Consider the following 17662-nt stretch of genomic DNA (forward strand, 5'->3'; position numbering starts at 1 on the left):
GCACCCGTCGTTTCCCTTGGCAGGGCCGCGCAGTTGCTGGGCGCCTGCTCAGGCCGGTGAGGTCAGGCTCAGTGCGGTCCTGGGCGGTATCGGGTCCAGCAAAGTACGGATCTCGTAGCTCGGGCCCGCCGATCAGCGGCTCGGTCGGGGCGGTCTCAGGACAGCATCCGCGAGATCGCGGCGGCGAGTTCCGGGGTCGCGGAGTTCGCCAGGTTCTGATAGCTGCCGCCGGTGATCTCGGCGACGGATTCCCAGGTGGCCCGGTCGGAGTCGTCGCCGAAGTCGATGACGTTGACCGCGACCGGACGATCCTGCCTGAACGCGCCACGGATGTAGTCCTGCAGGCCCGATGCGCTCAGTGAGCGGTCGGTGTGCGGGCCGGTGGTGATCACGAGGACGGAGTTCTTCTGTCCGTCGCGGTACCGCGTCGTCGCGTCGCCGTAGACCAGGCGCAGCGTCGTGAACGACACCGCGCCGCCGTTGGAAGGCTGCTGGTCGTCGAGCGCAGCGGTCAACGCATCGGAGCGGACAGTCCCGTCCACCTGGTCGGACAGCGGGCCCGCGGGCACCTCGGAGCGGCCTGCGACGCCGTCGAACGTCCACAGCCCGATCCCGGAGTCCGGCGGCAGCGCACCGATGCGCGCCTTGAGTGCGTTCACGACGTTGGCCAGTCGGGTCGTGCCGCCCTCGTCGGCCGGCATCGACTGGTCGAGCATCACGGTGACGGTCGGGCTCTCGACAGGAGAGGCCAGGGTCTCGGCGATGGTGGTCCGCACCGCGTTGTCACCGATGGCCAGCGGCGCGCCGAGCGGGGCGAAGTCGACCACGTCGCCGCCGGGTGGTTCGGTGCCCTCGGCGCGGAACCCGGCCTTGGCCAGTTCGGCGAGCTGCTCGGGTTTACGCATGAACCGCGCGAACTCGCTGGCGGCGGTCACCTGCTGTTGGGACAGCCAGTCGCCCGACAGCAGCACGGTCGGGAAATCGGCGACCGCCGCGGGCCCGGGCGGCAGCCACGCCGCAAGCTTGTCCGGGGCATCCGACAGCGACGATGCGCGCTGGAACAACTGCTGTTCGGTGGTCGCGACCGAGTGCACCGGCGCCGTCGCCGGGTCGGGGGCGTCGACGAGCGCATCCAGGGCGGTGCCCGCGTTACGGTCCGCGAGTTCGGGGGCGCGCGACATCAGGGTGCTGACCGCGCCGAGGCCGGCGCTGGCGGGTTGTCCGGACGGCGCGGCCGCGGCGGCGATGGCCTCGGCGGCCAGGTATGACGCGTCGCTGTCCGCGCCGAGAGGCAGGGCCAGCCGCAGCCCGCCCCAGCCCCGCAACCCGAGACCGTCCAGTGCGGCCGGGCCGGTCTGCAGATCGGGCAGGGTGCCCCAGTTCTGGTCCTTCAGCGCGTCTTTGAGCCTCGGGTTCACCGCGAGGACGACGGGCGAGCTGACCAGGGAGCGGCTGTCGCTGATGGTCTCGGGGCCGACCGCGCTCTCCAGGCGGGCTTCGGCCGCCGAACTCCCCGGGATCCACAGTGCGGGTCGCTCACCGAGGTCTGCGGGCCATTCCTGGCGGAAACCGTTGATCACCTGATCGGAGTCGGCGGCGGTGACACCGACCTTCACGCAGCGGTCACCGACAGGATCGGCGGTCTCGTTGTAGCGCTCGGCGAGGGCGGCGACGGGTTCGGCGATGGCGGGGTCCGCGACGACGGCGACGGCGACCTCGCCCTCGACGCACCGCGCGGCGGCCACGTCGGAGCGGCTGGAGAGCGCGTCACCGACGAAGCGCCACAGGATCACAGCGGCGACGACGACCACGACCGAGACCAGCGCGACGATGACCCCGACGCTGACCTTACGGGGCCCCTGCGTCACCGCGCGGTGGCTGCCGGTCCACTCGCCGTTCTCCCAGCCGCCGCTGCGCTGGGTGGGCGGTGCCGAATCGGCGGCGGGCAGCCGGGTGGTGAGCTCGTCGCCGTCGGAATCACTTCCGCCGGCACCGCTTTCGTCGTCAGTGGGCTCGCCGGGGGGCTCGGGGCGCCAGCGGCCTGACTCGTCGTCGGGATCCGGGAGGCTGTGTTTTCCCATGCCTTCCTAAGCCTGACCCGCCGATGCCTTGAACTCCCGACGCCTGCGATGCAGGATCGGCTCGGTATAGCCGTTGGGCTGGGCGGCGCCGTCGAGGATCAGTTCCTGGGCCGCCTGGAACGCGATGCTGCCCTCGGGGTCCGAAGCCATCGGCCGGAAGTCGGGGTCGCTGGCGTTCTGCTCGTCGACGACGGCGGCCATCCGGCGCAGGCTGGCCTTGACGTCCTCTTCGGTGATGACGCCGTGCCGCAGCCAGTTGGCCAGCAGCTGGCTCGAGATCCGCAGTGTCGCACGGTCTTCCATCAACGCCACGTTGTGGATGTCGGGCACCTTGGAGCAGCCCACGCCGGCGTCGATCCAGCGAACCACGTAGCCGAGGATCGACTGACAGTTGTTGTCGACCTCTTCGCGGATCTCCTCGGGAGCCCAGGCCAGTTCCTTGGCCAGCGGCAGGGTGAGCAGCTGTTCGAGGGAGGAGCGCCGCTTGCCGGCGAGTTCGGACTGCACCGCGAACACGTCGACCTGGTGGTAGTGCATCGCGTGCAGCGTCGCCGCGGTCGGGGAGGGCACCCACGCGGTGGTGGCGCCGGCCTTGGGCTGGCCGATCTTCTGCTCGACCATGTCGGCCATCAGGTCGGTCATCGCCCACATGCCCTTGCCGATCTGGGCTTTGCCGGACAGTCCGGTCTCCAGGCCGATGTCGACGTTCTGGTTCTCGTACGCGGTGATCCAGTCCGTGGACTTCATCGCACCCTTGCGGATCATCGGGCCCGCCTCCATCGACGTGTGGATCTCGTCGCCGGTGCGGTCCAGGAAGCCGGTGTTGATGAACACGACACGGTCGGCGGCCGCCTTGATGCAGGCCTTGAGGTTGACGGTGGTGCGTCGCTCCTCGTCCATGATGCCGACCTTGATGGTGTTCTGCGGCAGGCCGAGGACGTCCTCGACGCGGCTGAACAGCTCACAGGTGAACGCCACCTCGTCGGGTCCGTGCATCTTGGGCTTCACGATGTAGATCGATCCGGTCCGGCTGTTGAGCAGCGGGCCGTTCTTGGTGTCGCCGTCGCCGTCGGATCGCATTCCGTGGATCCCGATGAGGCTGGTGAACAGCGCGTCCTGGATGCCTTCGAAGACCTCGGGGCCGTCGGCACCGTTGTCGTCGAACACGATCGCGTCGTTGGTCATCAGGTGCCCGACGTTGCGGACGAACAGCAGGCTGCGCCCGGGCAGCGTGACCTCGCCCTCGCCGTCGGGCGAGGTGAACGTGCGGTCCTCGGTGAGCACCCGGGTGAAGGTCTTGTCGCCCTTGGTGACCTCCTCGGCGAGGTCGCCTCGGTTGAGCCCCAACCAGTTTCGGTACCCCAGCACCTTGTCGTCGGCGTCGACGGCGGCCACGGAGTCCTCGAAGTCCATGATCGTGGTGACCGCCGACTCCAGCACGACGTCCTTGATGCCGGCCCTGTCGGTGGATCCGATCGGCGATTCCGCATCGACCAGGATCTCGATGTGTAGACCGTTGTTGACCAGCAGCACCGAAGACGGGGCGGCCGGGTCGCCGAGGTAGCCGACGAACTGTTCACCTGACGCGAGACCGACGGCGCCGCCGTCGTCGAGCGTGGCACTGACGCTGCCGTCCTCGATCTTCAGCCCGGTGATGTCCGACCAGGAGCCCTGGGCGAGCGGGACGGCACCGTCGAGGAATTTACGGGCGTACGCGATGACCTTGTCCCCGCGCAGCTTGTTGTAAGAGCTTCCCGCCTCGGCGCCGCCCTCGTCGGAGATCACGTCGGTGCCGTACAGCGCGTCGTACAGCGAGCCCCAGCGGGCGTTCGCAGCGTTCAGCGCGAACCGGGCGTTGAGCACGGGCACCACCAGCTGCGGACCGGCTGTGGTGGCGATCTCGGCGTCGACGCCGGAGGTGGTGATGGTGAAATCACCGGGTTCGGGTTCCAGATATCCGATGTCGGAGAGGAACTGCTTGTAGTCCTCGGGCTCGAAGCCGCCGATCACCCGGGCGCGGTGCCACTTGTCGATCTGCGCCTGCAGGCTGTCGCGCCGGGCCAGCAGATCCTGGTTGCGCGGCGTCAGGTCGGCGATCACCTTGTCGACGCCGGACCAGAACGTGTCGGGATCGATGTCGGTGCCCGGCAGTGCCTCATTGTTGATGAAGTCGTACAGCACGGGAGCGACGCGCAGGTTGCCCACCGTCACGCGATCAGTCATTTTTCCTCCCTCATCCGCACGTGCTCTTGCGCCGTGCCGGTACCTTCGTTACGCCGTCAGCTGTCCAGCTTACCCACCGGTAACAGCCCTATTCGCCGGTGGCGCTGTCCCGCAGTGCTTCGCATCGCCGGATGAGCCGGGCACGAAGCGGCGCCGCGCGTTCGCTGATCCGTTCCTGGGCGCGGGCATAGTCGCCCCTGCCTGCCGGGGTTTCCACCGCGATCGGCTCGAATCCGTAGTCCCGCAGGTCATATGGGCTCGCGCGCATATCGAGCACACGTGCCTCCAGTGCGAGCTCGAAGCAGTCGAGCACCAGTTCGGACTCGATCAGCGGGCCCAGTTTGAAGGCCCATTTGTAGAGGTCCATCCCGGCGTGCACGCAGCCGGGTTGCTCGGTGGCGACCTGGTCCTGACGGGTCAGGTGCTGCGCGTTGCGGCCGGCCGCCGCCGGGGTGAAGAACCGGAACGCGTCGAAGTGACTGCACCGCAACGGCATTGACTCGACAACCGCGTCGGTGCCCGCCGTGCCGAGGCGCAGCGGAACCTGGGAGTGGCGGACCGTGGGGGACCGGTAGACCATCGCCCACTCGTGCAGGCCGAAACAGTTGAAGCGCGCGGGCCGGGATGCGGTCGCGGTGAGCAGCTCGGCGATGAACGTCACAGTCCCCGCGCGGGCCAGCAGGTGGTCAGGGCCGACGGTGACGCCGTCGCCGGCCCGGACATACCCGGTGCGGCGCAGGTAGCCCTGGGAATCTGGCCCGTCGAGCACGGCGCCGTAACCGGGATGCCAGACCCTGAGCTGGCGGGGCCGCAGGTTGTAGTAGGTGAACAGGAAGTCGAACACCGGATGGGATTCGCCGGTTCGGCGTCGGCTCAGGTGGGGCTCGAGGAGGGCATCGGCGCGACGCCGGTGGGTTTCGGCGCGGGAGCGCCAATCGGGCACGGCGGCGAGCCGCCAATCAGACACGATGCGTGCCGTCGCGGACCGTCCCGACCAGGTCCTCGACAAGATCTTCGAGCGCGATCATCGCGGTCGCGGTGCCGTCGGCCGCGGTGACCAGCGCCAGGTGGCTGTTGGTGCGGCGCATCCGGGTCAGCCCGTCGGGCAGCGGCAGTGACGCCGGGACCCGGGGCAGCGGCCGCACCATCGAGGAGTCGATCACGGTCGTGCTGTCGAGGTCGCTGTTGACCAGCGGCAGCACATCCTTGATGTGCAGGTATCCGATGAAGGCGCCGGAGGTGTCGGCGACCGGGAAGCGGGAGTAGCCCGTCTCGCGCAGCGCTTCCTCCAGCGCGCCGACGGTCGGGCCCATCCCCTCGGCCGCCGCCGGGACCGCGCGGATCTGGTGCAGCGGCATCGCGACGTCGTTGACGACGCGGTTGCGGATCTGCAGCGCCCGCGTGAGCCGGGTGTGTTCCTCGGGGTCGAGCAGACCCTCGGACAGCGATTCGGCGATCATCTCCGACAGTTCGACCGTCGAGACGGCGACGTCGAGTTCGTCCTTGGGTTCGACCCCGAACGTGCGCAGCGTGGTGTTGGCGCACCAGTTGTAGAACGCGATGAACGGGCGGGCGATCCGGATGTAGACCAGATAGACCGGGATCAACAGCATCGCGGTGGATTCCGGGCCCGCGATCGCGATGTTCTTCGGCACCATCTCGCCGAGCAGCACGTGCAGCGTGACGACGACGGACAGTGCGACCAGGAACGACACCGTGTGCAGTACGGCGTCGGGGATCCCGACCAGGTCGAACGGCTTCTCCAGCAGATGCGCGACGGCGGGTTCGGCGACGCGGCCGAGCAGAATCGAGCAGATCGTGATGCCGAGCTGCGACCCCGCCAGCATCAGCGACAGGTGTTCGCCGGCTCTGATGACGGTGACGGCGCTCCTCTTGCCCTGCTCGGCGAGGGCTTCGAGGCGGTCGCGGCGCGCGGAGATCAACGCGAACTCCGAGGCCACGAAGAACGCGTTGGCGGCCAGCAGCACAAAGGTCAGCAGCACCCCGAAGATGTCACCCATGCTCGGCTCCCTTGCGGCCGATCTCGGTCAGCCGGAGCACGTCGATGCGCCGGCCGTCCATCTTGACCACGGTCGCCAGCCAGCGCACCGGGTCCTCGATCGGCCCGTCGGGGTCGAACGCGGTCAGCTCCACGGTTTCGCCTTCGACGGGGATGTGGCCGAGTTTCTCCAGCACCAGCCCTCCGATGGTCTCGTAGTCACCATCCGGGGCGCGGAACGCGGTGCCCTCGGCGACCTCGTCGATCCGCAGCAGTCCCGAGACCTGCCAGCCCTGTCCCGCCGCGACCACGTCGGGCGGTTCGACGTCGTGCTCGTCGCGCACGTCGCCGACGATCTCCTCGATCAGGTCCTCGACGGTCACCATCCCGGCGGTGCCGCCGTACTCGTCGACGACCAGCGCGGTCTGCAGGCCGTTGGCGCGGACCTCGGTCATCACCGCGTCGCCGTCGAGGGTGGACGGCACCTTGGTGACCGGCTGGACGAGTTCGGCCAGCCGGGTCGTCGCGCGGACCGCGGCGGGCACCGCGAACACCTGCTTGACGTGCACCATGCCGATGGTCTCGTCCAGGTCGCCGCGGATCACCGGGAAGCGGGAGTGGCCGGTCTTGAACGCGGCCTCGCTGAGGTCGAGCACCGTCGCGTCGGCGTCGAGGGTGTCGATCTTGGAGCGCGGGGTCATCAGTTCCTCGGCGGTGCGGTCGCCGAACTGCAGGGAACGGTCCACCAGGACCGCGGTGACCGGGTCCAGCGATCCGCTCTCGGCCGACGAGCGCACCAGCGACACCAGCTCCTGCGGCGAACGCGCCGAGCGCAGCTCTTCGGCGGGCTCGATCCCGAGGCGACGCAGGATCCAGTTCGCCGTCCCGTTGGTGAGCCGGATCAGCGGCTTGAACATGAACGAGAACATCAGCTGCAGCGGTGCCGACCACCGCGCGGTCGGGACCGCGCGGGCCACGGCGAGGTTCTTGGGCACCAGTTCGCCGAAGATCATCGAGATCGACGTCGCGATCAGGATGGCCAGCGCCAACGCCAGTCCCGAGGCGAACCGCTCCGGTATGTGCAAGGCGGTCAAGCCGGGGTGGATGAGCCGGGCGACGACGGGCTCGGCCAGGAAACCGGTGGCCAGCGTGGTGATGGAGATGCCGACCTGCGCGCCGGACAGCTGCGTCGACAGCGACCGGTGGGCCTTCTGGACGAGCCGGTCGCGGCGGTCACCGGAGCGGACATTGGCCTCGACGGTGCTGCGTTCGAGTGCGGTCAGCGAGAACTCGGCGGCGACGAAAACCGCGGTGCCTGCGGTGAGCAGGATGAACGCCAACAACGCGAGCAGAGACATCGCCGTGTTCATCGGGATGCTCCGGGGGAGCCGGGTCGGGGGCCCGGCCATCTAGAGGACGGCTCGGCCTCGCAGGGCTCGTGGTCAGACCGTCGGACGGCTGTGGCCGACTTGGATGGGTCTCCATCCAGTGCCTGCGGCACCTGGTCCCTTTCGTCGCGATAACAGCTGGTCGACCACACATGCTAGCGGAATCCGCACCGGCCTCGCCTCGGCCTCATCGCTTCCCGGCCGGATTCGGCGTCAGTGGTAGCTTCAACCCCAACATAGGAAAGGCGAGCCTAATGTCGAAGTCGTTGACCCGGTTGGCCGCGATGTTCACCGCGGTGGCCGCGGCCGTCGCGCTGAGCGCGTGCGGATCCGAGCAGCAGTCCGATGAGAACAAGATCGTCGTGTATTCGGGTCGCAGCGAGGAGCTGGTCAAGCCGCTGATCGAGCAGTTCTCCACCGACACCGGCATCAAGGTCGAGGCGCGCTACGCCGGTTCGGGCGAGATGGCCGCGCAGCTGATCACCGAGGGGGACAAGTCCCCGGCCGATGTGTTCCTGTCCCAGGACGCCGGCGCACTGGGCGCGGTGGCCAAGGCGGGTCTGCTGGCTCCGATCGACGCCGAGACGCTCGCCGCGGTGCCGGCCCAGTACTCGGCGGCCGACGGCACGTGGGTCGGGGTGTCGGGCCGCGCCCGCGTCCTCGTCTACAACCCGACGCTGGCGCCGAATCCGCCGGACACCATCGACGGACTGCTGGCTCCGGAGTGGAAGGGCAAGATCGGCTTCGCCCCGAGCAACGCATCCTGGCAGGCGTTCGTCACCGGGCTGCGGGTGCTGCGCGGTGACGACGGTGCCGAGCAGTGGCTGCGCGCGTTCAAGGCGCAGGATCCGCAGGCCTTCGAGAACAACGTCGCCGTGCGCGACGCCGTGGACTCCGGCCAGGTCGCCCTGGGCCTGGTCAACCACTATTACCTCTACGAACTCATCCACGCCAAGGGCGCCGACGCCGTCGTCGCGCAGAACAAGTTCATGGCGCCCGGCGACCCCGGCGGCCTGGTCAACGTCGCCGGCGTGGGTGTGCTGAAGTCCGCCCCGAATCCCGAAGGCGCCCAGGCGTTCGCCGCCTATCTGGTCGGGGAGTCCGCGCAGAAGTACTTCGCGACCGAGACCGCCGAGTATCCGCTCGCGGCAGGTGTCGCCCCGTCGGCCGAGATGCCTCCGCTGGCCGACCTGCAGCCCCCGGCGGTCGACCTGTCCGACCTCGACGACCTCGAGGCCACCCAGGAGCTGCTGGTCAAGACCGGCCTCCTGACCAACTGAGCGGGGTGAGCGGCCCCGCGGCGCAGACCCGAGCCCGCCCGCCGGCCCTGCTGTTGCTGCCGGCCGTGCTCGTCGCGGCCTGCACGCTGGTGCCGCTGGTCTACCTGGTCGAGCGCGCCCTGGAGCGCGGCTGGGCGTTCGTCGTCGACGAACTCTTCCAGCCGCGCACCGCCGCGCTGATCTTTCGGTCGCTGATGCTGGTCGGTGTCGTCACCGCGGCGTGCGTCGTGCTCGGCGTCGGGCTCGCCGTCCTCGTGACCCGCACCGATCTGCGCGGCAGGCGCGTCCTGGCGGTCGCGTCGGCGCTGCCGCTGGCCATGCCGAGTTACCTGCTCGCCTATCTGTGGGTGTCGGCGTTTCCTCAGATCGCCGGTTTCTGGGGGTCCGCGCTGGTCTTGACGCTGGTGAGTTATCCGCTCGTGCTGCTGACCACGACGGCGGCGCTGGCGCGGGTCGATCCCGCTCAGGAAGAGGTGGCCCGCTCCCTGGGCCTCGGCGGGTGGGCGGTGCTGTTCCGGGTGACGCTGCGCCAGTCGCGGGCCGCGATCGCCGCCGGCGCACTGCTGGTCGCGTTGTATGTGCTCAGCGATTTCGGCGCGGTCGCGGCGATGCGCTTCGAGGCGTTCACCTGGGTGATCTACGGGGCCTACCGCTCGGGGTTCAACCCGTCCCGGGCCGCGGTGCTGTCGCTGGTGCTGATGGTGTTCGCGATCGCGCTCGTCGTCGCCGAGCACCGGGCCCGCGGCCTGGCGTCCGCGTCGCGCATCGGGGGCGGCACCCCGCGGCCCGCCCCGCTGAACCGGCTCGGCCAGTGGCGGTGGGCCGCGCTGGCCGTGCCCGCGGCGGTGCTGGCCGCCGCCGTCGTCGTGCCGGGGGTCGAGCTCGCCGGCTGGCTGCTCACCGCGGGGCCGCGCTGGGACTTCGGCGAATGGGTCGCGGCGCTGGGCTCGACGGTGTGGCTGTCGGTGGTCGCCGCGGCGGCCGCGACGGCCGCGGCGCTGCCGCTCGGGGTGCTCGCGGCGCGCCACCGCGACCGCGCGACCCGCGCCCTCGAAGGTGCCAGCTACGTCGCGCACGGGCTGCCCGCGATCGTCATCGCGATCTCGATGGTGTCGCTCGGGGTGCTGCTGCTGCGGCCGATCTACCAGCGTGAGCCGCTGCTGATCCTGGCCTACACGGTGCTGTTCGTGCCGATGGCGATCGGCTCCATCCGCGCCGCGGTGGAATCCGCGCCGATCCGGCTCGAAGAGGTCGCCCGCTCGCTGGGCCGGTCACCGCTGAGGGCCTTCGGCGGCGTGACCGCCCGGGTGGCGCTGCCCGGCATCGCCGCGGGTGCGGCGCTGGTGCTGCTGACCTGTATGAAGGAGTTGCCGGTGACGCTGCTGCTGCATCCGACGGGTACGGACACCCTGGCCACCCGGCTGTGGGGGTACAGCTCGGTCAGCGACTACGCGGCGGCGGCCCCGTATGCGGCGGCACTGCTGCTGTTCGCCACCGCCCCGACCGCGATACTGAGCGTGTGGAGTACGAACACCGTTGCGGTGCACAGTGACTGAGTCGATCGCGGCGGCTGTTTCGGCCACCGGCATCCGCAAGGCGTTCGGAGCCAAGACGGTTCTGCGCGGCGTCGACCTGGACATGGCGCCTGGTTCGATCACCGCGATCCTCGGCCCGTCGGGCTGCGGCAAGACCACGCTGCTGCGCATCCTGGCCGGGTTCGAGGACCCGGACTCCGGCACCGTGCGCATCGCCGGCGACACGGTCGCCGGGGCAGGCGTGAGCGTGCCCGTACACCGCCGCCGGGTCGGGCTGATGCCGCAGGAAGGTGCGCTGTTCCCGCACCTGAGCGTCGGGGAGAACGTCGCGTTCGGGCTGAACCGGGCAGACCGCAGGCGCGCGGACGCCGAGGTGGCGCACTGGCTGGGGGTGGTCGGCCTCGACGGACTGGCCGACGCGCGCCCCCACGAGATCTCCGGAGGCCAGCAGCAGCGGGTCGCCCTGGCCAGGGCGCTGGCCGCCCGGCCACGGGTGCTGCTGCTGGACGAGCCGTTCGCGGCGCTCGACTCGGGATTGCGCACCCGGGTGCGCGAGGACATCGCGGCGATCCTTCGTGACGCGGGGACCACCGCGATCCTGGTCACCCACGATCAGGCCGAGGCGCTGTCGCTGGCCGACTCCGTCGCGCTGCTGCTCGGCGGCGCCGTCGCCCAGCAGGACACCCCCGCGCGGCTCTACGGTCTGCCCGCGACGCTGACCAACGCCCGATTCCTCGGCAGCACGGTCGAGATCGACGCGACGGCCGACGCCGGTCGGGTGCGGACCGCGCTCGGGACGTTCGCGGCGAAACTGCCGGTGCCCGACGGGCCCGCGGTGGCCGTGCTGCGACCGGAGCAGATGCACCTCGGCGCGGACGGTTCCGGCACCGCGGCGCGGGTGACGGCGCAGCGGTTCTACGGCGCCGACACCGTCGTGCATCTCGAACTAAGCGACGGCACCGCGTTGCGGATGCGCAGCACCGGCCTGCCGGGGCTCGGCGCCGGCTCGTCGGTCACCGTGCAGGTCGTCGGGGACGTGCTGGCCTACCCGTCACCAACCGGTGGGCAGCGGATGTCCCTCGGCGAAGCCGGCGGCTGACTGCACCCCGAGCACCACCTTCTCGTGCAGCTCGGGCAGGGTCGCCGCACCGACGTAGGTGCAGGTGCTGCGGACCCCTGAGGTGATGTGGTCGAGGAGATCCTCCACGCCGCCGCGCGACGGGTCCAGCGCCATCCGCGACGTCGAGATGCCTTCCTCGAACAGGCCTTTGCGGGCGCGGTCGAACGCGCTGTCGGCCGCGGTGCGGGCAGCGACCGCGCGCTTGGAGGCCATCCCGTAGCTCTCCTTGTAGGGCTGGTCGTCGCGGTCGTGCAACAGGTCCCCGGGGGATTCGTAGGTGCCGGCGAACCAGGATCCGATCATCACGTTCGACGCGCCTGCGGCCAGCGCCAGCGCCACGTCCCGCGGATGCCGTACCCCGCCGTCGGCCCACACGTGTGCACCGAGTTCCTTTGCCGCGGCGGCACATTCGACGACCGCGGAGAACTGCGGGCGGCCGACGCCGGTCATCATCCTGGTGGTGCACATCGCGCCGGGACCGACCCCGACCTTCACGATGGTGGCGCCGGCGTTGATCAGGTCGCGGGTGCCCTCGGCCGACACCACGTTGCCGGCGGCCAGCGGTACGCCGAGGCCGGCCTCGGCGACCGCCTCGATCGCGTCGAGCATCTTCTGCTGATGGCCGTGTGCGGTGTCGATCACCAGCAGGTCGGCGCCCACGTCGACGAGGTCGCGCGCCTTGGCGGCCACGTCCCCGTTGATGCCGACCGCCGCGGCGATCCGCAGCCGGCCGTTCGCATCCACCGCGGGGGTGTAGATGCCGGCGCGGACGGCGCCGGTGCGCGTCAGTACGCCCGCGAGGGTGCCGTCGGCCTCGGTCAGCACCGCGACGTGGATGTGGGCGTGCTCGAGCAGGTCGAAAACCTTGCGGGGATCGGTGCCCACCGGCGCGGTGACGAAGTCGCCGATCGCGACGTCGCGCACCCGGGTGAACCGGTCCACGCCGCGGCACGCGGCCTCGGTGACCAGCCCGACCGGCCGGTGGTCGCCGTCGACCACCACGGCGGCACCGTGCGCCCGCTTGTGGATCAGCGCCGCCGCATCGGACACCGAGTCGTCGGGGGACAGCGTGACCGGGGTGTCGACGACGGTGTCGCGGCTCTTGACGAAGTCGACGGTGTGCCGGACCGCCGACAGGGGCAGGTCCTGCGGCAGCACGACGATTCCGCCGCGCCGGGCCACGGTCTCGGCCATCCGGCGACCCGCGACCGCGGTCATGTTCGCGACGACCACCGGGATCGTGGTGCCGGAGCCGTCAACGGAAGACAGGTCCACATCGAAGCGCGACGGCACCTCGGAATGCCCCGGCACGATGAACACATCGTTGTAGGTCAGGTCGTACGGCGGCCGGTGGCCATCGAGAAACTTCACGCGGCCGAGTCTAGTGGCGCGCGTTTCCCCCGCGAGCAGACGCGAACTCGCACGACACACCCGCGACACGCCGGAGGTTGTGTCTGCTCGCGGGCAGAAGTCAGGCCTCGATCTCGCTGCGGTCGCCGCTCCACAGCGTGTGGAAGCGCTTCTCACGGTCGGTGTCGATGCGCCCATAGGTGTGGGCGCCGAAGAAGTCGCGCAGTCCCTGGGTCAGTGCCGCGGGCAGCCGTTCGGTGCGCAGTCCGTCGTAGTACGACAGCGCCGAGCTGAAGCCCGGGATCGGGATGCCCAGCTCGGTGGCCTTGACCACGACGCGTCGCCAGCTGTCGATCGCGTTCTCGATCGCATCGCGGAAGTAAGGGTCGACGATGAGCGTCGGCAGGTCCGGGTCGTTGTCGAACGCGTCGGTGATCCGGTTCAGGAACTTCGCCCGGATGATGCAGCCGCCGCGCCAGATCCTGGCCATGTCACCTGGCGAGATGTTCCAGTCGTACTCGGCCGAGCCGGCCTGGATCTGATTGAAGCCCTGGGCGTAGGCGATGATCTTCGACGCGTACAGCGCCTGACGGATGTCCTCGGTGAATTGCGCCGCGTCGCCCGGTTTGTCGCCGAGGTCTCCGGACGCCAGGCCGGTGGTGGCCTTGCGTTGGGCCACCGAACCCGACAGCGCGCGGGCGAACACGGCCTCGGCGATGCCGGTGACCGGCACGCCGAGGTCGAGTGCGGACTTCACCGTCCAACGGCCGGTGCCCTTCTGTTCGGCCTCGTCGAGGATCACGTCGACCAGCGGCTTACCGGTCTTGGCGTCGGTCTGGCGCAGCACCTGCGCGGTGATCTCGACCAGGAAGCTGTCCAGGTCGCCCTTGTTCCACTCGTCGAAGACGTCGGCGATCTCGGGCGCCGTCTTGCCGAGGCCGTCGCGCAACAGCTGATAGGCCTCGCCGATGAGCTGCATGTCGGAGTATTCGATGCCGTTGTGCACCATCTTGACGAAGTGGCCCGCGCCGTCGGGGCCGATGTGGGTGCAGCACGGCACGCCGTCGACGTGGGCGGAGATCTCCTCGAGCAATGGTCCGAGCGACTCGTAGGATTCGGCGGGCCCGCCCGGCATGATCGACGGGCCGTTGAGCGCGCCCTCCTCGCCGCCGGAGATCCCGGCGCCGACGAAATGCAGTCCGCGCTCGCGGATCGCCTTCTCCCGGCGGATGGTGTCGGTGAACAGGGCGTTGCCGCCGTCGATGATGATGTCGCCTTCTTCCATCGCGTCGGCGAGCTCGTTGATCACGGCGTCGGTGGGCTCGCCGGCCTTGACCATGATCAGCACCCGGCGCGGCTTCTCCAGCGCGTCGAGGAATTCGGCGATGGTCTCACTGCGCACGAACTTGCCCTCGGAGCCGTGCTCGGCGAGCAACGCGTCGGTCTTGGCGACCGTCCGGTTGTGCAGCGCGACGGTGTAGCCGTGCCGGGCGAAGTTGCGGGCGATGTTGGACCCCATGACGGCGAGGCCGGTCACGCCGATCTGGGCGGTACCCGTGGTTTCGGACGAGCTCATAGACAAAACCCTTTCGATCTTCGTGTGCGGCACAGCTTCTGGCAGGTACTACGCAAAGAAAACCCCGGGCCCGTCCAGGCCTACGCGAGGAACAGTCGGTGCAGCTCGTTGAGCCACGGCAGCGCGAACGCGACCGTCGGAACCACCAGCACGGCGGCCGCAGCAGCATATGCGCCCGCCGCCAGTATCCGGCTGTTGGGCTCGCCGCCCAGCCGGCGCACCCGCACCACGGTCGTCGGGCCGCCCGCGGCCAGCGCACCGCGCGGCGCCCGCCCCGACGCGCACGCGACGAGGGCACGGGCGAGCGGCGTGGGCCCTTCGGCGCGCACCGCGGCGTCGTCGGCGAGCAGTTCGATCAGCAGCCGGACCGCGTTGAGCGCGTGTGCGCTGCGCACGAACCGGGGGAAGGCCGCATGCACGGCGGTGAACATCTCCAGCACCAGGTCGTGGCGGGCCCGCAGGTGGGCGTTCTCGTGCTCCAGGATCGCCGAGACCTCGTTCGCAGACAGCGTGTTCAGCGCACCCTCGCTGACGACGACCCGACTGCGCACCCCGGGCAGGCAGTAGGCGAGTGGTTCGGCGACGTCGAGGATCCGCAGTCCGCCGCGGGACCGTGGCCGGCGGCGATGACTGCCGACGAGGTCGACCACCATCCGGTGGTGGGCGCGACGGCGCCTGGTGGCGATCGCCACCCTGAGCACCGACACGATCAGCCGGGCACCGATGACCAGGGTGAGGACGAAGACGACGACGTAGGCCGTCCACAGCGGCCAGCCCAGCATCGCGATCGAGCTGGCGAAGGTGGCGGTGGGCCGGCCGTCGGCGCCGGGCTCGAACAGGCGCGACGCGATCGCGATGCCGGCCGAGAACGCCGACAACACCGCTGCCAGCGCGATCGCCTGCCATAGCACGATGGCGGCGCGGGGTGCGCGCAGCGGCCACGTGGCTCGCGCCAGCATCGCAGGCACCGGCCCCGAGAGGAGCAATGCGACGATCGCGAAGGCCAGCGCGGACACGCTTTAAGTGTCCCTCAGGCGGTACCGAAATCGCCAGCGGGTCGAGGTGACCGATGTTTGTCTTCCAACTCGGCGAGAGCGCGGCGCAGTGCCGCGGCCTCGTCAGCGCCCACCCGCTCGACGAAATGCACGAGCGCGGCCTCTCGGCTGCCGGAATCGGCGGCCTGATCCAGCGCGTCGACCATCAGGCCGGCGACCAGTTCGTCGCGGCCGTGGGTGGGTGCATAGCGGTGGGCGCGGTCGTCGCGGTGCTGCACGACGAGGTTCTTCTTCGCAAGCCGTTGCAGCACCGTCATGATCGTGGTGTAGGCGAGGTCGCGGCGCGCAGACAGGGCCTCATGGACCTGACGCACGGTCTGAGGCTCACCCGAGGACCACAGGTGGTCCATCACGGAGCGCTCGAGCTCGCCGAGTCGAGTCAGCTTGGCCATCTTCCGTTCATCTCCTGCCGACGGTAGGTCAAAGCGTACTACGGGATTACTACCGCGTGTCGTATGAGATTTCGTCGCTGGTCGGTGCGTCGAAACCCGCTTCTCCGAGATGCCAACGTCAGCACCGGTGTGAGTGCGTCCGCTTGGTCTTGTGAGTCCAGTCACAGCCTCTAGCCCGTTCATTGGCCATGACTATAGTAAGGCTAACCTAATTCGGTAAGAGCTACCCAGATCGCGAGGTGCCCATGACGGTTGTCGTCGAGGATCCGCTCATCGCCAGTATGTCGATCGTGCGCGTGCTGCCCATCCACGAATCGAGCCGCCGGCTACGCGAGCTGTACCGCGAATGTCCGCGGGTCTACGGGGTGGCAGTGATGGGTGACCTGTCGCGGCGGCGCTGGTGGCCACTGGAGGAGATCCTCACGACCGACCGGCTGCAGCAGATGTTTGACGCGGGGATCGCCGAGACCGAGAGCCGCGCCGCGGTGGCCCAGCAGTTGGCCGCGACCTTCGCCCATGTCGTGGTCGGGCGCGTGACGCCGTTGTTGGCACTGGAGGGGCGGGCCTGGGATACCGGTCTGGAGAACCTGTGGGTGCATGTCGACTCCGAAGGTGCGATCGACTGGGTCGGGGTGGTGGACCCGACGCTGCGCGCGCTGCCCGACGATCCGTACGTCGCCGAGTGCCGGGTTTCCGGGGGTGGGGGTCGGCACGGCATCGTCGCGCTGCCCAGCGAGGCGGCGTTGACGACCTGGGTCGCCCATCGCAGCCACCGCGCGCTGGGGCCGCTGTTCGCCAAGCTCGCCACGGTCAGTGACGGGGCGATGTCGGTGGCGGCGATGTGGCACATCGTCGGCGGGGCGGTCGTCAACGCGGCCACCCAGGTGCCGTTGCTCGCCCACGCCAGCGAAGTCGTCAGCATGCGCCGCGGCCAGGCGGTGCTGGACGCTTTCGTCGGCTTCGGGCTGCCGGTGCGCGGCGTATCCCGGATGAGTTCCACGAAGGTCTTGATTAATTAGGCAAGCCTTGCCTATCCTATTGGAGTCGGGGTTGATCCGAAGTTTCGGAACCAACGGACCGCGCCGGAGTCCTGAGGGCTGCAGAGACCCCCGGTCCGACCGATGGAAGGGCCCCACGCCGCGTGCGTGGGGCCCTTCTTCTTTTTGGTGAAAAGGCGGGCGCATTTCGGGACCGGCGCCTGGGCGTGTAGAACTCCAGTCGTGAGCGAAGTTCCTGAGGGCCTCGGCGACGGATTCGACAGACAACTCGGGTTGACGTACCTGGAGATGACGCCCGACGGTGGGCGCGCCGAGCTCGAGATCACCGAAAAACTGTTGCAGCCGTGGGGGATCGTGCACGGCGGCGTGTACTGCGCGGTGATCGAGAGCATGGCCAGTGTGTCCGGGCACGTGTGGCTGTCCCGCAACGGCGGCGGCACGGTGGTCGGGGTGAACAACAACACCGACTTCCTGCGCGCGATCGGGTCCGGGACCGTCACCGCGACCTCCGTTCCGATCCACCGCGGCCGGCGCCAGCAGCTGTGGTTGATCACGATCACCGATGAGGCCGGCAAGACGGTGGCGAGGGGACAGGTGCGCCTGCAGAACATGCCCGACGCATAGCTGCCAGGCTGCTGAGTTCGGGCCGGTCTGGCAGGATCGCC

At 69.7% G+C, this 17662-nt stretch carries 14 protein-coding genes; 5 read left to right on the forward strand and 9 right to left on the reverse strand.

Annotated features, from left to right (window positions below):
- Window positions 1-155: 155 nt before the first annotated feature.
- The 5 genes from NTM_RS20115 to NTM_RS20135 all read right to left on the reverse strand — a co-directional run bounded on the left by NTM_RS20115 (window position 156) and on the right by NTM_RS20135 (window position 7673).
- Complete coding sequence (locus tag NTM_RS20115) at window positions 156-2081, reverse strand: substrate-binding domain-containing protein (protein WP_163767327.1); 1926 nt, start codon at window positions 2079-2081, stop codon at window positions 156-158.
- A 6-nt stretch (window positions 2082-2087) separates the two neighbouring features.
- A complete protein-coding gene (locus NTM_RS20120; protein WP_163767328.1) occupies window positions 2088-4304 on the reverse strand; it encodes a malate synthase G in 2217 nt (738 codons plus the stop codon).
- A gap of 88 nt (window positions 4305-4392) precedes the next feature.
- Window positions 4393-5271: a 3-methyladenine DNA glycosylase gene (locus NTM_RS20125; RefSeq protein WP_163767331.1), complete on the reverse strand. Its 879-nt coding sequence runs from the start codon at window positions 5269-5271 to the stop codon at window positions 4393-4395.
- On the reverse strand, window positions 5264-6325 hold the full coding sequence (locus NTM_RS20130) for a hemolysin family protein (protein WP_104861231.1): 1062 nt from the start codon (window positions 6323-6325) through the stop codon (window positions 5264-5266). The genes NTM_RS20125 and NTM_RS20130 overlap by 8 nt, the downstream gene beginning before the upstream one ends.
- Window positions 6318-7673 (reverse strand): hemolysin family protein, encoded by a 1356-nt coding sequence (locus NTM_RS20135; RefSeq protein WP_163767333.1) that lies wholly within the window; start codon window positions 7671-7673, stop codon window positions 6318-6320. Before NTM_RS20135 ends, NTM_RS20130 begins: the two co-directional genes overlap by 8 nt.
- Window positions 7674-7945: 272 nt before the next feature.
- On the opposite strand from NTM_RS20135, the gene NTM_RS20140 reads away from it, so the two are divergent.
- Genes NTM_RS20140 through NTM_RS20150 form a run of 3 tightly spaced genes read left to right on the forward strand, consistent with a single transcriptional unit; the run spans window position 7946 to window position 11605 of the window.
- Window positions 7946-8971 carry an iron ABC transporter substrate-binding protein gene (locus NTM_RS20140; protein ID WP_104861229.1) on the forward strand — a complete coding sequence of 342 codons (1026 nt, stop codon included), beginning with the start codon at window positions 7946-7948 and terminating at the stop codon, window positions 8969-8971.
- 5 nt (window positions 8972-8976) lie between these two features.
- Window positions 8977-10527: an ABC transporter permease gene (locus NTM_RS20145; RefSeq protein WP_163767336.1), complete on the forward strand. Its 1551-nt coding sequence runs from the start codon at window positions 8977-8979 to the stop codon at window positions 10525-10527.
- Entirely contained in the window at window positions 10520-11605 is a 1086-nt protein-coding gene (locus NTM_RS20150) for an ABC transporter ATP-binding protein (protein ID WP_163767338.1), read from the forward strand. Before NTM_RS20145 ends, NTM_RS20150 begins: the two co-directional genes overlap by 8 nt.
- Here the strand turns inward: NTM_RS20150 and NTM_RS20155 are convergent.
- The 4 genes from NTM_RS20155 to NTM_RS20170 all read right to left on the reverse strand — a co-directional run bounded on the left by NTM_RS20155 (window position 11558) and on the right by NTM_RS20170 (window position 15999).
- On the reverse strand, window positions 11558-12997 hold the full coding sequence (locus tag NTM_RS20155; RefSeq protein WP_163767340.1) for a GuaB1 family IMP dehydrogenase-related protein: 1440 nt from the start codon (window positions 12995-12997) through the stop codon (window positions 11558-11560). The two genes, NTM_RS20150 and NTM_RS20155, sit on opposite strands and share 48 nt — an antisense overlap.
- A 100-nt stretch (window positions 12998-13097) precedes the next feature.
- A complete protein-coding gene (gene gnd / locus NTM_RS20160; protein ID WP_163767342.1) occupies window positions 13098-14552 on the reverse strand; it encodes an NADP-dependent phosphogluconate dehydrogenase in 1455 nt (484 codons plus the stop codon).
- Between the two features lie 80 nt (window positions 14553-14632).
- On the reverse strand, window positions 14633-15568 hold the full coding sequence (locus tag NTM_RS20165; RefSeq protein ID WP_163767344.1) for a M56 family metallopeptidase: 936 nt from the start codon (window positions 15566-15568) through the stop codon (window positions 14633-14635).
- A 14-nt stretch (window positions 15569-15582) separates the two neighbouring features.
- Window positions 15583-15999: a BlaI/MecI/CopY family transcriptional regulator gene (locus tag NTM_RS20170; RefSeq protein WP_104861224.1), complete on the reverse strand. Its 417-nt coding sequence runs from the start codon at window positions 15997-15999 to the stop codon at window positions 15583-15585.
- 245 nt (window positions 16000-16244) lie between these two features.
- On the opposite strand from NTM_RS20170, the gene NTM_RS20175 reads away from it, so the two are divergent.
- Both NTM_RS20175 and NTM_RS20180 read left to right on the forward strand, forming a co-directional pair.
- On the forward strand, window positions 16245-17018 hold the full coding sequence (locus tag NTM_RS20175) for an iron reductase (protein WP_163767346.1): 774 nt from the start codon (window positions 16245-16247) through the stop codon (window positions 17016-17018).
- A 201-nt stretch (window positions 17019-17219) separates the two neighbouring features.
- The gene (locus NTM_RS20180) at window positions 17220-17621 is read left to right on the forward strand and encodes a PaaI family thioesterase (protein ID WP_163767348.1); all 402 of its coding nucleotides are present in this window, start codon (window positions 17220-17222) and stop codon (window positions 17619-17621) included.
- Window positions 17622-17662 lie beyond the last annotated feature (41 nt).

The sequence above is a fragment of the Mycolicibacterium parafortuitum genome (genome assembly GCF_010725485.1).
Taxonomy (GTDB): domain Bacteria; phylum Actinomycetota; class Actinomycetes; order Mycobacteriales; family Mycobacteriaceae; genus Mycobacterium.

Coding starts and splice junctions, on each gene's coding strand:
- NTM_RS20115 (WP_163767327.1), bottom strand. CDS start 2,081: ATGGGAAAACACAGCCTCCCGGATCCCGACGACGAGTCAGGCCGCTGG.
- NTM_RS20120 (WP_163767328.1), bottom strand. CDS start 4,304: ATGACTGATCGCGTGACGGTGGGCAACCTGCGCGTCGCTCCCGTGCTG.
- NTM_RS20130 (WP_104861231.1), bottom strand. CDS start 6,325: ATGGGTGACATCTTCGGGGTGCTGCTGACCTTTGTGCTGCTGGCCGCC.
- NTM_RS20135 (WP_163767333.1), bottom strand. CDS start 7,673: ATGAACACGGCGATGTCTCTGCTCGCGTTGTTGGCGTTCATCCTGCTC.
- NTM_RS20140 (WP_104861229.1), top strand. CDS start 7,946: ATGTCGAAGTCGTTGACCCGGTTGGCCGCGATGTTCACCGCGGTGGCC.
- gnd (WP_163767342.1), bottom strand. CDS start 14,552: ATGAGCTCGTCCGAAACCACGGGTACCGCCCAGATCGGCGTGACCGGC.
- NTM_RS20170 (WP_104861224.1), bottom strand. CDS start 15,999: ATGGCCAAGCTGACTCGACTCGGCGAGCTCGAGCGCTCCGTGATGGAC.
- NTM_RS20175 (WP_163767346.1), top strand. CDS start 16,245: ATGACGGTTGTCGTCGAGGATCCGCTCATCGCCAGTATGTCGATCGTG.